This is a genomic window from Streptomyces sp. NPDC051041 (assembly GCF_044456065.1).
Lineage (GTDB): Bacteria > Actinomycetota > Actinomycetes > Streptomycetales > Streptomycetaceae > Streptomyces > Streptomyces glaucus.
Genome location: NZ_JBITFM010000007.1, coordinates 209,106 through 223,802, shown reverse-complemented (window position 1 = coordinate 223,802; position 14,697 = coordinate 209,106). Strand labels below are relative to the sequence as shown.

Annotated in this window: 11 protein-coding genes; 6 read left to right on the top strand and 5 right to left on the bottom strand. The window is 71.7% G+C overall.

Annotated features, from left to right (window positions below; translation table 11 throughout):
• Window positions 1-121: 121 nt before the first annotated feature.
• Window positions 122-2,956, bottom strand: a complete 2,835-nt coding sequence (locus ACIBAI_RS15105; RefSeq protein WP_399034278.1) for an aconitate hydratase — start codon at window positions 2,954-2,956, stop codon at window positions 122-124.
• A gap of 461 nt (window positions 2,957-3,417) precedes the next feature.
• Here ACIBAI_RS15105 and ACIBAI_RS15100 point away from each other — a divergent pair, with 461 nt between their 5' ends.
• From ACIBAI_RS15100 to ACIBAI_RS15090, 3 genes are all read left to right on the top strand, one after another.
• Entirely contained in the window at window positions 3,418-3,615 is a 198-nt protein-coding gene (locus tag ACIBAI_RS15100) for a DUF4236 domain-containing protein (protein ID WP_399034277.1), read from the top strand.
• A 64-nt stretch (window positions 3,616-3,679) separates the two neighbouring features.
• Window positions 3,680-5,209: a helix-turn-helix domain-containing protein gene (locus ACIBAI_RS15095; protein ID WP_399034276.1), complete on the top strand. Its 1,530-nt coding sequence runs from the start codon at window positions 3,680-3,682 to the stop codon at window positions 5,207-5,209.
• Between the two features lie 598 nt (window positions 5,210-5,807).
• Entirely contained in the window at window positions 5,808-6,131 is a 324-nt protein-coding gene (locus tag ACIBAI_RS15090; protein ID WP_399034274.1) for a DUF6059 family protein, read from the top strand.
• On the opposite strand, the gene ACIBAI_RS15085 is transcribed toward ACIBAI_RS15090, so the two are convergent.
• Both ACIBAI_RS15085 and ACIBAI_RS15080 read right to left on the bottom strand, forming a co-directional pair.
• Window positions 6,085-6,402, bottom strand: a complete 318-nt coding sequence (locus tag ACIBAI_RS15085) for a holo-ACP synthase (protein ID WP_399034272.1) — start codon at window positions 6,400-6,402, stop codon at window positions 6,085-6,087. The genes ACIBAI_RS15090 and ACIBAI_RS15085 overlap by 47 nt on opposite strands.
• Window positions 6,403-6,627: 225 nt before the next feature.
• A complete protein-coding gene (locus tag ACIBAI_RS15080) occupies window positions 6,628-8,151 on the bottom strand; it encodes an MDR family MFS transporter (RefSeq protein ID WP_399034270.1) in 1,524 nt (507 codons plus the stop codon).
• A gap of 366 nt (window positions 8,152-8,517) precedes the next feature.
• Between ACIBAI_RS15080 and ACIBAI_RS15075 the strand changes: the two genes are divergently transcribed.
• Complete coding sequence (locus ACIBAI_RS15075; protein ID WP_399034268.1) at window positions 8,518-10,278, top strand: BTAD domain-containing putative transcriptional regulator; 1,761 nt, start codon at window positions 8,518-8,520, stop codon at window positions 10,276-10,278.
• 83 nt (window positions 10,279-10,361) lie between these two features.
• Here the strand turns inward: ACIBAI_RS15075 and asnB are convergent, their stop codons facing one another.
• Entirely contained in the window at window positions 10,362-12,245 is a 1,884-nt protein-coding gene (gene asnB, locus ACIBAI_RS15070; RefSeq protein ID WP_399034267.1) for an asparagine synthase (glutamine-hydrolyzing), read from the bottom strand.
• Window positions 12,246-12,371: 126 nt separating this feature from the next.
• Window positions 12,372-12,794 carry a DUF6069 family protein gene (locus tag ACIBAI_RS15065; RefSeq protein WP_399034265.1) on the bottom strand — a complete coding sequence of 141 codons (423 nt, stop codon included), beginning with the start codon at window positions 12,792-12,794 and terminating at the stop codon, window positions 12,372-12,374.
• A 153-nt stretch (window positions 12,795-12,947) separates the two neighbouring features.
• Here ACIBAI_RS15065 and ACIBAI_RS15060 point away from each other — a divergent pair, with 153 nt between their 5' ends.
• Together ACIBAI_RS15060 and ACIBAI_RS15055 are read left to right on the top strand one after the other, a co-directional pair.
• The gene (locus ACIBAI_RS15060) at window positions 12,948-13,490 is read left to right on the top strand and encodes a MarR family winged helix-turn-helix transcriptional regulator (protein ID WP_399034263.1); all 543 of its coding nucleotides are present in this window, start codon (window positions 12,948-12,950) and stop codon (window positions 13,488-13,490) included.
• A 167-nt stretch (window positions 13,491-13,657) separates the two neighbouring features.
• Window positions 13,658-14,683 carry a hypothetical protein gene (locus ACIBAI_RS15055; RefSeq protein WP_399034261.1) on the top strand — a complete coding sequence of 342 codons (1,026 nt, stop codon included), beginning with the start codon at window positions 13,658-13,660 and terminating at the stop codon, window positions 14,681-14,683.
• Window positions 14,684-14,697 lie beyond the last annotated feature (14 nt).

Sequence of the window (14,697 nt, the reverse complement as noted above, 5' to 3'; positions counted from 1 at the left end):
GCGGCGGGCGCGCCCCGCGTCCGCGCCGAGGGCGGTGATCCGGCGGGGTCCGCGCCGGCGACGGCGAAGGGCCGCGTCCCCGGCGACGGGGACGCGGCCCTGGACCGCCCTGCGGTGCCGCTTACTTGCGGATCAGGCTGCGCAGCACGTACTGCATGATGCCGCCGTTGCGGTAGTAGTCCGCCTCACCGGGGGTGTCGATGCGGACGACCGCGTCGAACTCGACGCCGGTGTCGGTGGTGACCTTCACCGTGCGCGGGGTGGTGCCCTCGTTGAGCTCGGTGACGCCGGTGATGGAGAAGGTCTCCTCGCCGGTCAGGCCGAGGGACTCGGCGGAGGCGCCCTCCGGGAACTGCAGCGGCAGCACGCCCATGCCGATGAGGTTGGAGCGGTGGATGCGCTCGTAGGACTCGGCGATGACGGCCTTGACGCCGAGCAGCGCGGTGCCCTTGGCGGCCCAGTCGCGGGACGAGCCGGAGCCGTACTCCTTGCCCGCGATGACCACCAGCGGGATGCCGGCCTTCTGGTAGTTCTGCGAGGCGTCGTAGATGAAGGAGACCGGGCCGCCCTCCTGCGTGAAGTCCCGCGTGTAGCCGCCCTCGGTGCCCGGCGCGATCTGGTTGCGCAGGCGGATGTTGGCGAACGTGCCGCGGATCATGACCTCGTGGTTGCCGCGGCGCGAGCCGTAGCTGTTGAAGTCGCGGCGCTCGACGCCGTGCTCCGTGAGGTACTTGCCGGCCGGGGTGTCGGCCTTGATGGCGCCGGCCGGGGAGATGTGGTCGGTGGTGACCGAGTCGCCCAGCTTGGCCAGGACCCGGGCGCCGGTGATGTCCTCGACCGGGGCCGGCTCCATGGTCATGCCCTCGAAGTACGGGGGCTTGCGGACGTAGGTGGACTCCGGGTCCCACTCGAAGGTGTCGCCGGTCGGGACCGGCAGCGCCTGCCACTGGGCGTCGCCGGCGAAGACGTCGCTGTAGGACTTGGAGAACATGTCCTCGCCGATGGCGTTGGCGACGACGTCGTTGACCTCGGCCTCGGTCGGCCAGATGTCCTTGAGGTAGACCGGGTTGCCGTCCTGGTCGGTGCCCAGGGCGTCCTTGGTGATGTCCACCTTCATGGAGCCGGCGAGGGCGTAGGCGACGACCAGCGGCGGGGACGCCAGGTAGTTCATCTTGACGTCGGGGTTGATCCGGCCCTCGAAGTTGCGGTTGCCGGACAGCACCGAGGTGACGGCGAGGTCGTGGTCGTTGACGGCCTTGGAGACCTCCTCCGGCAGCGGGCCGGAGTTGCCGATGCAGGTGGTGCAGCCGTAGCCGACGAGGTTGAAGCCGACCTTGTCCAGGTACGGGGTCAGGCCCGCCTTGTCGAAGTAGTCGGTGACGACCTTCGAACCCGGGGCGAGGGTGGTCTTGACCCACGGCTTGCGGGTCAGGCCCTTCTCGACCGCCTTCTTGGCCACCAGGGCGGCGGCGACCATGACGTACGGGTTGGAGGTGTTGGTGCAGGAGGTGATGGCCGCGACCGTGACCGCGCCGTGGTCCAGCTCGTAGGTGGTGCCGTCGGGGGCGGTGACGGTGACCGGGTTGGACGGGCCGGGGCCGGGCACGACGGCGGAGTGCTGCGGGGCGCCGGCGCCGTTGTCCTCGTGGCCGTAGGCGGGGGCGTCGGACGCCGGGAAGGACTCGGCGCTGGCCTCGTCGACCGGGGACTCGACGCCGTGCGGCTGCTCCTGCTGCGGGACGCCCGGCTTGCGGTCGTCGCCGCCGGTGACGCCGGCCTGCACGTAGTTGAGCACGTCGGCGTTGAACTGCTCGGCGGCGCGGGTGAGTTCGATGCGGTCCTGCGGGCGCTTCGGGCCGGCGATGGAGGGCACGACGGTGGAGAGGTCGAGCTCCAGCTTCTCGGAGAAGTCCGGCTCGGCGGCCGGGTCCAGCCACAGGCCCTGCTCCTTGGCGTACGCCTCGACGAGGGCGACCTGCTGCTCGGAGCGGCCGGTCAGGCGCAGGTAGTTCAGGGTCTCGTCGTCGATCGGGAAGATCGCGGCGGTGGAGCCGAACTCCGGCGACATGTTGCCGATGGTGGCGCGGTTGGCCAGCGAGGTGGCGGCCACGCCCTCGCCGTAGAACTCGACGAACTTGCCGACGACGCCGTGCTTGCGGAGCATCTCGGTGATGGTCAGCACCAGGTCGGTGGCGGTGGTGCCGGGCTGGAGCTCACCGGTGAGCTTGAAGCCGACGACGCGCGGGATGAGCATCGAGACGGGCTGGCCGAGCATCGCGGCCTCGGCCTCGATGCCGCCGACGCCCCAGCCGAGGACGCCGAGGCCGTTGACCATGGTGGTGTGCGAGTCGGTGCCGACCAGGGTGTCGGGGTAGGCCTTGCCGTCGCGGACCATGACGACGCGGGCCAGGTGCTCGATGTTCACCTGGTGGACGATGCCGGTGCCGGGCGGGACGACCTTGAACTCGTCGAAGGCGGTCTGGCCCCAGCGCAGGAACTGGTAGCGCTCCTTGTTGCGGCCGTACTCCAGGTCGACGTTCACCTTGAAGGCGTCGGAGGTGCCGAACTTGTCGGCGATGACGGAGTGGTCGATGACCAGCTCGGCCGGAGCCAGCGGGTTGATCTTCGCCGGGTCGCCGCCGAGCTCCTTGACGGCCTCGCGCATGGTGGCGAGGTCGACGACGCAGGGCACGCCGGTGAAGTCCTGCATGATCACGCGGGCCGGCGTGAACTGGATCTCCTGCGACGGCTGGGCCTGCGAGTCCCAGGAGCCGAGCGCGCGGATGTGGTCGGCGGTGATGTTGGCGCCGTCCTCGGTGCGGAGCAGGTTCTCCAGCAGCACCTTCAGGCTGTAGGGAAGGCGCGCGGAGCCCTCGACCTTGTCCAGCCGGAAGATCTCGTACGACTCGTCGCCCACCTGCAGCGTGCTGCGGGCGTCGAAGCTGTTCGCCGACACGACAGTCTCCTTCATTTATGTACGCGTACCACCGCAATCCTGCCGCCACGCCGTCTCGGCCGATCCGCTAAGGTAAGGCTAAGTTAGGTAGTCCTTACCGAGGTGGCGGCTGTGGTGCGCCTCGGCAGATATCTCGATGTCGAGATAACTCTAGTACATGGGGGCGGTCTGGTCATGCCCGGGCCCGCATCCCCCTCCCCCGCCCCCACGCGCCGCGGCCGTTCCCGCCGGGGCGGCGCCGCCCGGCCGGCGCGAGCGCGACGAGGAACCGCGGGCCGCCGCCCCGGCGGGCGGCACGGCCGGTCCGGACCGGCGCGCCCCTCCCGGATCGCGGCACCGCCTTCCGGACCCCGGCGCGGCCTCGCGGGCCACCGCGCGACAGGCCGCCGGAGTCGCGCCATCAGCGCGCCAAGTCGGGGTACCCGACGGGTACGTTCGCGGATTCCCGAAGGGAGGCGCCCATGCCCCTCACGTTTCGCAAGAGCTTTCGCATCCTGCCCGGGGTGCGCCTGAACATCAACAAGCGCTCCTGGTCCATCACCACCGGCGGCAGGAACGGCCCGCGACACACGCACAGCAGCACGGGACGTCATACGACATCGGTGGATTTGCCCGGACCTTTCGGGTGGCGTCGCACCCGTTCCACCAGGCGTCGTTGACGTCCCGTCACCCGAACGGACCCCCCAGGAGGCGCCATCTCATATCTGAGATAGCCTCACTCCCATGGCAGACGACTACCTCGTACGCATCGGCAGGCTCATCCGTGACGCCCGGCAGCACCGCGGCTGGACCCAGTCGCAGCTCGCCGAGGCGCTCGGCACCAGCCAGAGCGCCGTCAACCGCATCGAGCGGGGCAACCAGAACATCAGCCTTGAGATGATTGCCCGCATCGGTGAGGCCCTGGACAGCGAAATCGTCTCGCTGGGCTACGCGGGCCCGATGCACCTGCGGGTCGTCGGCGGTCGCCGGCTCTCCGGCGCCATCGACGTGAAGACGAGCAAGAACGCCTGCGTGGCCCTGCTGTGCGCCTCGCTGCTCAACAAGGGGCGCACGGTGCTGCGCCGGGTCGCCCGCATCGAGGAGGTGTACCGCCTCCTGGAGGTGCTGAACTCCATCGGCGTGCGCACCCGCTGGATCAACGGCGGCGTCGACCTGGAGATCGTGCCGCCGGCCGAGCTGGACATGGCGGCCATCGACGCCGACGCGGCGGTGCGCACGCGCTCCATCATCATGTTCTTCGGTCCGCTGCTGCACCGCATGGACCGCTTCAAGCTGCCGTACGCCGGCGGCTGCGACCTCGGCACCCGGACCATCGAACCGCACATGATCGCGCTGCGCCGGTTCGGCCTGGACATCGCGGCGACCGAGGGCCAGTACCACGCGGTGGTCGACCGGTCCGTGCGGCCGGGCCGCCCGATCGTGCTGACCGAGCGGGGCGACACGGTCACCGAGAACGCGCTGCTGGCCGCCGCCCGGCACGACGGCGTCACCGTCATCCGCAACGCCTCCTCCAACTACATGGTCCAGGACCTGTGCTTCTTCCTGGAGGCGCTGGGCGTCAAGGTCGAGGGCATCGGCACCACCACGCTCACCGTGCACGGCGTGCCGGACATCGACGTGGACGTCGACTACTCGCCGTCCGAGGACCCGGTCGAGGCGATGAGCCTGCTGGCCGCGGCCGTCGTCACCGAGTCGGAGCTGACGGTCCGCCGGGTGCCGATCGAGTTCCTGGAGATCGAGCTGGCGGTCCTGGAGGAGATGGGCCTCGACCACGACCGCTCGTCCGAGTACGTCGCCGACAACGGCCGCACCCGGCTGGTGGACCTGACCGTGCGGCCCTCCAAGCTGGAGGCGCCGATCGACAAGATCCACCCGATGCCGTTCCCCGGCCTGAACATCGACAACGTCCCGTTCTTCGCGGCCATCGCGGCCTCCGCGCAGGGCAAGACGCTGATCCACGACTGGGTCTACGACAACCGCGCGATCTACCTCACCGACCTCAACCGGCTCGGCGGGCGGCTGCAGCTGCTGGACCCGCACCGGGTGCTGGTCGAGGGCCCGACCCGCTGGCGCGCCGCCGAGATGATGTGCCCGCCGGCCCTGCGGCCCGCCGTGGTCGTCCTGCTGGCGATGATGGCGGCGGAGGGCACCTCCGTGCTGCGGAACGTGTACGTCATCAACCGCGGGTACGAGGACCTGGCCGAGCGCCTGAACTCGGTGGGGGCGCAGATCGAGACGTTCCGGGACATCTGACGCAGCGGTGCCGCCGCCCCCTCCCTGACCTGCGGTTACGCGGCTTTGAGAGGGGTGCGGCGGCACCGCTGGGAGTTCTCTGGGACCTTCAGCCCTCGACGAGCTCCTCGCGACGCCGGGGCGAAGAGCCGGCGCCCGTCCCGGGCTGCCCGAAGACGGCGTCGATGGCGGCGCTGCCTCGCGCTCCCGCCCGGGGCGGGAAGTGGGAGTGCTTCCGCAGGGTGGAACCGGGGTCGGCGTGCCCCAGCCGGCGTGCCGGGGGGACGACCGGTTCACCGGCCTCCCGTTCCTCGGAGGCGCAGAAGTGACGCCCTGCGCGACCGCGAGGACCTCACCGGCACCCGGTTCACCACCGTGTGGAACCAGCTCATCGACGCCGGAAGCACCGGCATGGCCCTCCTGACCGCGTCCAGGACCGGCCATCGGGGGTCGGCGCACCGCCGAACACCCCGCACGGACCCTCTGCCGGCTCCCGTCTCCGCGGGTGTCGGCCGCCGGTCCGCCCGGCAGCCGCTGACGGGCCGTCGAGTCCTCGCTCAAGCCGCCTTCGAGGACGGTTCTCTACCTTCGCTGCCCTGAGACGGCGAAGGGAGCCCCGGTGGGCGATCGGTCCAGGAAGTGGCTGCGGGCGATCTGGCGCGACGCCCAAGTGGGGCTGACCGCGCTTGGGCAGGGATTCGGGCTCTACACCGCGCCCGAGTGCTACGGACATCTCCCGGTGTACGGGGGCGGCGTGCCGGATCCGCGGCTCGCGCCAGGGCCGCAGCCCGGGCACCCCGAGCGTCTGCTCGGGGCTGACGGGGGCGGGATGACCGCTCAGGAGGAGGCGTTGTGGGCGCAGTTGGACGGGGTGTGGGCGGCCGGGGACGAGCGGTTCAGGACGCCACCGCGACGGCTGGGGCCACGTCCGCGTCATGAGTGAGCAACACCTGCCATGAGGTGATCCCGAACTCCGCCGCGGCGGCGGTGCCCCGGACATCGAGGCACGGGCGGCCGCCGGTGCCGGTCCGCACCTCGGCATCGTGCCGGCGCAGCCCGCCGGGCGCGCTCAGGCATGTGGCCTCGGCCTCCTCGGCGGCGAACCGCGCCGCCGAGGAGGCCGAGGTACGTGGTGCCCCGGACGGGCCGAGCAGCTCGCCCGGGGTGAACAGCCGCTCGGCGGGCCGGGGGTTGCGTTCCAGGCAACCTTGCACCGGCTGATGGCGGCGACGTCGATGCCTGCTCCGGGGACGGGCGGCCGGTCGGCCGCCACGGCCACCGCCTCCGCCGCACCGGGGCGCCGTCCGGCCGCCACCGTGACCGGGCGCCCGAGCACCCGCCGAGCCGTGTCCCGCTTTTGTCGTCTCGCACGGATCGCACGGGCGGCACGCCGGCACCGGTGGTTCGACGACGGCTCGAAGACGTGAAGGGGGGCGGGGTCAGACAGGCGCGTCCGTCTTCGCGCCCGGTCCGCCGGGTCCTCCCGGCCCTCCCGGCCCTCCCGGCCCTCCCGGGCCTCCCGGCCCCGGCGCCTCCAGCTTGGTGTCCTTCATCATCAGTGCGAGGACCAGGCCCACGGCCAGGACCGGCACCGCCGAGAGGAACACCGTGCCGAGCGCGTTGCCGTAGGTCTGGGCGACGGCGGCGGCGGTCTCCGCCGGGAAGTCGGCGGCCTTCGCCGGGTCCCAGGTGCCGTCGGTGACGCTGCGGGCGGTGTCGGCCGGGAGCAGGTTCATCGCCTCGGCGGCGAGGCGGGCGTTGAGGATCGAGCCGAAGACGGTGGCGCCGAAGGCGGTGCCGAGGTTACGGGCGAGACCGACCGTGGAGGTGGCGACGCCCATGTGCTTGCGCGGCGCGGTGGTCTGCGCGACCAGGGTGGTGACCTGCGAGGAGAGGCCGACGCCCACGCCCATGACGGCGAGCAGCGCTGCGACCGTGGCCGGGCCGGCGTGCGCCGGGTCGAACGAGAGCAGCAGCGCCGCCACCGCGGCGAGCGCGGTACTGGCCACCGGGAACCACTTGTAGCGTCCCGTCTTGGCGATGACCTGGCCCGCCGCCACGGTGGCGATCGCCATGCAGATCATCGCGGGCAGGAAGAGCAGGCCTGTCTGCGAAGCGCTGACCCCGTTCACCGTCTGCAGGAACAGCGGCACGAAGTTCACGCAGCCGAAGAAGGCGAAGCTCACCGTGAAGGCCACCGTCACGCAGACGGTGAAGGTGCGGTCGGCGAAAAGGCCGAGCGGCACGACGGGTTCGAGCGCCGCCTTCTCCCGTACCACCCAGGCCACCGCGAGCAGCACCGCCGCCACGCCGAGGCCGAGCACCACCGGGTCGCTCCAACCGTCCCGTCCGGCGAAGTCGGTCGCGAGCACCAGGGCGGCGATGAGCACGGTGAGCAGCGCCACGCCGGGGTAGTCGACGCGCGGCCGGGCGCTCGTACGGGTCCCGGCGGGCAGCAGCAGGCGGATCCCGGCCAACGCCAGCAGGCCGAGCGGAATGTTCACGTAGAAGATCCACCGCCAGCCGAGCTGGTCGGTGAGGACTCCGCCGGCGAGCGGTCCCGCGAGGTTGGCGAGGACCATGACGCCCGCGAAGAAGCCCTGGTACCTGGCTCGCTCCCGGGGGGGCATCAGGTCACCGAGCACGGAGAACGCGCTCACCTGGAGTCCGCCGCCGCCCAGTCCCTGAAGCGCGCGGAAGACGATCAGCCAGCCCATCGAGCCGGCCGCGCCGCAGGCGATCGATCCCGTCAGGAAGATGACGATCGCCGACAGATAGACGGTACGCCGGCCGAACAGATCGCCGAGTTTGCCGTAGATCGGCATGGCCGCGCTGAAGGTGAGCATGTACGCGGTGAAGGTCCAGCTGTACAGGTCGAGGGCGCCGAGCTCGGCGGTGAGACGGGGCCCAGCGGTCGCGACGATCGACTGGTCGAGCATCGACATCGCGCTGGTCAACAGCATCGAGGCAAGGAGCAGGGGGAACCGTGGCGGCAGAGGGCGTTCCGGAGCGGCGGCGGGGGCCCGCCCCGGGGGGCGACCGCCCGTGCTGGGTTCGGTCATCATCGTTCCTCCAATAGTCAAACGCATGCATATTCGTTCGTCAATTATATGCTTTCATCACACGAATGCCCCGTGTAGCGTAACCTCGGAGCCGGAGTCCATCGCGGTTTTTCCGAAAGATCCCTGGTGGGCTGCCCTTGTCGAGCGCAGCTCAAGCGGAAGTCAAGTGATCCACCTCACGCTCACGAAGTGCTTCAGGCCGTAGGAGATGCAAGCCACGGGGGAGAGACATTGCTGGAGATCGGGCTACTGGGAACCCTGCAAGTCGTGCACGACGGCGTGAACGTGACGCCCTCCGCTCCGAAGGTCCGGCAGGTCCTCGCCTTGCTGGCGCTGCGGGCCAACAGCACGGTTCCCCTGCACCAGCTCGTCGAGGAACTCTGGGAGGAGCGGCCGCCGTCCAGCGCCGCGACCACGCTGCAGACGTACATCTACCAACTGCGCAAGCTGCCGGGCCTGAGTCTGGAGACCACCCCCGGCGGGTACCGGCTCCCGGTGCCCCGGGGCTCGCTGGACAGCATGCGCTTCACCGAACTCGCCGACCTGGGGCGCAGGGCCATGGAGGAGGGACACGTCGCCGAGGCGGCCGACCTGCTGCACCGGGCGCTCGACGTCTGGCGCGGCCCCGCCCTGAGCGACCTCACCCCCGGCCCGATCGTCGGCATCGACGCCCTGCGCCTCGCCGAACAGCGCTACGAGGTGCTGGAGGAGCGGATCGACGCGGACCTGCTGCTCGGCCGCCACCACCGGCTGATCAGCGAACTCACCGCGCTCGCCGCGGACAACCCGACCCGGGAGGGGCTGCACGCCAAACTGATGCTGTCGCTCTACCGCGCGGGCCGCCGCCCGGACGCCCTGGAGGTCTTCCAGCGCATCCGCCGGGTCCTCATCCAGGAACTCGGCCTCGAACCCTGCTCCGAGCTCCAGTGGTTGCATCAGCAGGTGCTCGCCGGGGACCGCGGGCTCGACCTGCCCGCCGGGCGGGTCGTCGGGCACCCCGCACACCCGGCCGCCGCCTCCGCTCAAGCGCCGGTGAAACTCCCCGCCGACGTCCCGCTGATCGGCCGGGACCCCGAATTCGCCAAGGTCGGCCGGATGCTCCGCGAACCGGCCGTGCAGGGACCGAAGTGCGTGTGCGTCGCCGGAGCCCCCGGCGTCGGTACCACCTCCTTCACCGTCGCCCTCGCCCACCGGCTCGCGGACGCGTTCCCCGACGGCCGCCTCTACGTCTCCTTCGGCGATCCGGCGGCCTCCCGCTCCGTCGAGGACGTGCTCGGCGAACTCCTGGAGGCGGTCGGCCACACCCGTGCCGGACTCCCCGCCAAGCGGACCGAACGGGCCGCGCTGCTGCGGGCCTGGACCGCGGGCCGCCGGGTGCTCCTCGTCGTCGACCACGTCTCCGCCGCCCACCAGATAGCCGACTTGCTCCCGGAGGACACCGGCTCCGCGGTCCTGGTGGCCGGCTACCGGCGGCTGTACGGCGGCCACTTCGGCGCCCAGGTCGACCTGCTGCCGATCGGGCCCGAGCAGTCGCTCGAACTCTTCCTCGGCGCGCTCGGCCCGGACCGGCTGCTCGGCGAGGGCTCCACGCGCGCCATGCTCGACCTGTTCGGCGGCCTGCCCGGGCCGATGGCCGAGGCAGTGGGGCTGCTCGAACTCCGCCCGCACTGGTCGGTCCGCCGGCTCGTCGAGTGGATGAGCAGGGACCGGCCGACCGCCCTCACCCACCAGCGGCCCCACCCCTTCCACCACGTCCGGCGCCGCTGCGGCGGACTCGACCCGTGGGCCGGCGACGCCCTCGTCAAGCTGGCGAGCGAGGCCGACGAGGTGCTCACCGTGAAACAAGCCGCCCGCATCCTCGGCATGGCCCCGGAGGTCACCGAGGAACTCCTGGAGGAACTGGTCGAGTTCTTCCTCCTGGAGGTCGACCTGGTGAGGGACGGCTCGTCCGAGCATTTCTTCCAGTACCGGATGCCGCCGCTGCTGCGGATGGCGCTGCGCACCGTCGCGGTGGGCGCGTTCGCCTGACCCACTCGGAGAAAGGGGGGCGCCCCGACCGGGACGCCCCCCTTCGAGCGCGCTCGAGCGGCCGTACGCCGACCGCGCACGGCTCACAGCTCCACGCTGCCCCCGTGCTCCACGAGCCAGGTGTTCACCTGGAGCGCCATCTCGATGTTCATCCGGTGCAGCCAGTCCTGCGCCTTCGCCTCGCCCTCCGGCCCGACCACCGCGCGCGCCTTGTCCAGGTCGAGCAGCGTCCGCACCGGCGCCGCCGGGTCGTCGAGCAGCTCGGCGAACTCCGCGTGCAGCGCCTTGGTGTAGGTGGCGTCCTGGCTGACCGGGAACGGGGCCTTGGGCCGCTCCAGGACCTGCTCCGGCAGCAGATCGGCGACCGCGGCGCGCAGCAGGCTCTTCTCTCGGCCGTCGAACGTCTTCAGCTCCCACGGGATGTCGTACGCGTACTGGACGAGCCGGTGGTCGCAGAACGGCACCCGCACCTCGAGACCGGAGATCATGCTCAGCCGGTCGTTGCGCTCCAGGAGCCGCGGCAGCCAGTGGGTGAGATGGAGGTGGCAGATCTCCCGGGCCCGCCGCGCCTCGGCCGACTCGCCGGGCAGCCGCGGGATCTCCGCCATCGCCTGGGCGTACCGCTCGGCGTAGTAGCCGGGCATGTCGAGCTTCGCGGCGAAGGCGGAGGAGAGCAGGCCCTGGCCGAGGCCGTCCCGCGTGCCCGGGTGCCACTGCTCGAACGCCACCCACGGGAACTGCGCCTCGTCGGCCAGGTCGGGGATGTGCACCCAGCTGTAGCCGCCGAAGATCTCGTCGGCGCTCTCGCCGGTGAGCGCCACCTTGGAGTGCCGGCTGACGCGCGCGAACGCCCGGTAGGTGGAGGTGTCCATGTCGCCGAAGGGCGCGGGCACGTCCTGCGCGCGCAGCACCTCGCGTCGGGCCGCCGGGTCGATCAGGTCGGCGGTGCTGAGCTCGATCTCCAGGTGGTCGGCACCGATGTGGTCGGCCAGCGCCCGCGCGTACGGGGCGTCGGGGGCGCTGCGGACCAGGTCGGCCTTGAAGTCGTCGCTGTAGCCGCTGTAGGTGACCGTGGTGGTGCGGATCGGGTCGCCCCCGGCCGCCTTGCGGGCCCGGGCGGCGAGCGCGGCGACTGCGCTGGAGTCGAGCCCGCCGGAGAGCAGCACGCTCAGCGGCACGTCGGAGACCAGCTCGCGGGCGACGCCGTGTTCGAGCAGCTCGCGCACGGTCCTGATGGTGGTGTCGAGGTCGTCCTCGTGCGGCCTGGCCTCCAGCCGGAAGTAACGGCGCAGCACGGTCCGGCCGTCAGAGCCGTACGTCAGGGTGTGGCCGGGCGGCAGGTCGCGGATGTCGCGGTAGACGCTCTCGCCGGGCGCACGGGCCATGGAGAACAGCACCCGGAGGCCGTCCAGGTCGACGGCGGGGGTGACCGCGGGGTGGGCGAGCAGGGTCTTGGGCTCGGAGCCGAAGACCAGGCCGTGCGCGGTGGGCGCGTAGCAGAGCGGCTTGATGCCGAATCGGTCGCGGGCCAGGAACAGCGCGCGGCGGCGCGGGTCCCAGACGGCGAGCGCGAACATGCCCTCCAGGCGCTCGACGCACGCCTCGCCCCACTCCAGATAGGCATGCAGCACCACCTCGGTGTCACTGCGGGTGGTGAACCGGTGCCCCAGGGCGGCCAGTTCGGTGCGCAGCTCGGGGAAGTTGTAGATCTCCCCGTTGTACGTGAGCACGACGGCGTGCGCCGGCTCGTCCGGGGCGCCGACGGGCGGCGCGGCCATCGGCTGCACGCCCCCGGCCACGTCGATCACCGCCAGTCTGGTGTGGATCAGGGTGGCGGGCCCGGCGGTCCGCACCCCCTGTCCGTCCGGGCCGCGGCAGGCCATGGTGTGCGCCATTGCCTCCGCGAGCCCGGGCTCCTCCGTGACCGGGCCGCCCTCGCGGCGGACCCAGCCTGCGATGCCGCACATGCGGTGCTCCTTCCGTGCTGTCGGTTGCCCTCGCGGAAAAGATCCCGGGGGGCACTCGAAGCCGTGTGGAGCGGCGCTAGGGCCTGGACCGGTCGGACCCGGCCCGGTACGGCGGAGCGCCGGGGTTCATGCGGCGGTGGCGGTGGTCCGGCGGAAGGCCGGTACCAGGACCACGCCGACCGCGAGATGGAGGAGGACCAGGGTGATCTTGTTGCCCGCGGTCAGGCCCGCGCCGAAGACCGGTGCGAACAGCGAGAGCACCAGGACCACCACGGCCGCGACGGTCCAGACGGTGCGGGCGCGGCCCGCGGCGAACTTCTCCAGGAGGGCCAGCAGGCCCCAGCCGAGCAGTCCGATCACGGCGACGCCGATGAGCACGGCGGGGAGGTGGAGCGGGCTGGTGCTGGTGGATCCCGGGCCGTCCGGGGTCCGCAGCTCGATATCGAACGCCGAGTGGGCGAGCAGCCAGATCAGGCCGTCGACCACGACGGCGGCGACGACGGCGAGCGCGCGGGTGCGCGCCGGGCCGGTGGTGGAGGTGGCGGTCATCTCGGGCCTCCTGGGGGTCCGCTGGATCGCTTACCGGATCGAGCAGTCACTCGATCACCAGTTGATTGCTGAATACATATGCTTGACTTCCGCACATGATGTTCTCACGTCGAAGAATGCCCCGTCCAGTCACATGCGGGTAACCTGGAAGCTGTGAGCGCCCCGGACACGATCAACGAGACCCGCCCCGCGCAGGGGGCCGAGCGCGACGCCGCCGAGGCGGCCGTCGTCGACCCGTCGGTGCTCGACGCCGTGGAGTCCGCGATGATCCGCATCCGTCGCAGGCAGTCCCGGCGCAGCCTGGCCAGGCCCGTCGTCATGGGTCTCGCCGAGCCGATCGACCTCAATACGCTCGCCGTCGTCGACGCCGTCGACGAGGGCGCGGGCAAGGACGGCTGTGAAGTCACCGTCGGATTCGTCGCCGACCGGCTCGCCATAGACCCGTCACGGGCCAGCCGGATCGTCGCCGAAGCGGTCCGCTCCGGCTTCGTCCGCCGGGTCGCCTCCCAGGAGGACGGGCGGCGCATCTGCCTCGAACTCACCGACCTCGGCCGCGAGGCCGTGACCGCGGCCCACCGCACCCGGCAGGACTTCTACTCCGTCGTCCTCGGCGACTGGGACCCCGACGAGCAGCGCGACTTCGCCCGGCTGCTCACCAAGTTCGTCCGCTCCCTGGACGACGTCGGCCGTCACTGACGTCCGGCACCGCCGTCGTACCGCGCTCCGCGGGGGCGTCCACCGGCCTTCGAGGCGACCTCGAGCCGCCCCGGCGACGCTGAACTCACCACAACCCCGCAACCGACGGCGCATCACAGCCCCCGCAGCCGTGGGGCGTCCGCGCCTGTCTTGAAGGAGGCGCGACGGTGAGTACCACCGACCGGACAGACCAGCGGCCCGTGACCGGCCCCGCCGGCGGCAGACCCGCGCCCGCGGCATCGCCGGTCCGCCCCCCGGCCGCGGTCGGCTGGGCCTACGCGATGGTGATCGTGGCCACCCTCGCCGCCATCGCCAGCAACGTCTTCGAGATCGCCCACCAGGTGGAGACCGGCGCCGCCGGAGCCGCCACCACCGGTGACCTCGCGCTCACCATCGCCTTCTGCGCGCTCTTCGGCTTCTTCGCCGAGATGCTGCGGGCCGGACGCCAGTGGGGCAGGGTGCTGCTCACCGTCTTCACCGCGCTCGGCCTGGTCTTCACCGGCCTCGGTCTCGCCGGACTCGGCGGACGCCCGCTCGTCGGACCGCTCCAGGCGAGCCTCGCCGTGACCAGCCTCGTCCCTTCCGTCATCGGCCTGGTGCTGCTCTTCGTGCCGTCCGTCAACGCCTGGATGGCGGAGGTCCGCGGGAACGGCCGGATGATCACCCAGCGGCTGCGCAAACTGGTCCTTACCTGCCATGTCGCCATCTCGGTCGGCTGGCTCGGCCTGGTCACCGGCATGTTCGCGATGTCGGTGGCGGGCGCCACCACGGGCGACGCCGAACAGCAGGCCGCGATGTACCGGACGATGTCGCTGCTCGACGAGATCTTCCTCGGCATGACCAGCATGTTCGCCCTGATCACCGGGATCGTCGTCGGCGCGGGCACCAAGTGGGGCCTGCTCCGCCGCCGTTGGGTCGCCGTCAAGTTCTGGTGGACGATGGGCGTGATGGTGCTCGGCTTCTCCGTCATCCACCAGCTCATCCTGGAGGCCAACGAGCTGGTCGCGGCCGGCGCGCCGGTCCGCGGCGGCGAACTCGACTCCGTGGGCTGGGCGATGGCCGGCTCGGCCTTCGTGGCCCTGGCCAGCCTGGTCGCGATGACCACCATCTCCACCTACAAGCCCTGGGGCCTCACCAGGCGCGGCCGCGCCGCCACGCACACCGCCAGGGCCGCCGCGCCCGCCGGGCGCTGACCCCACCCCGTACG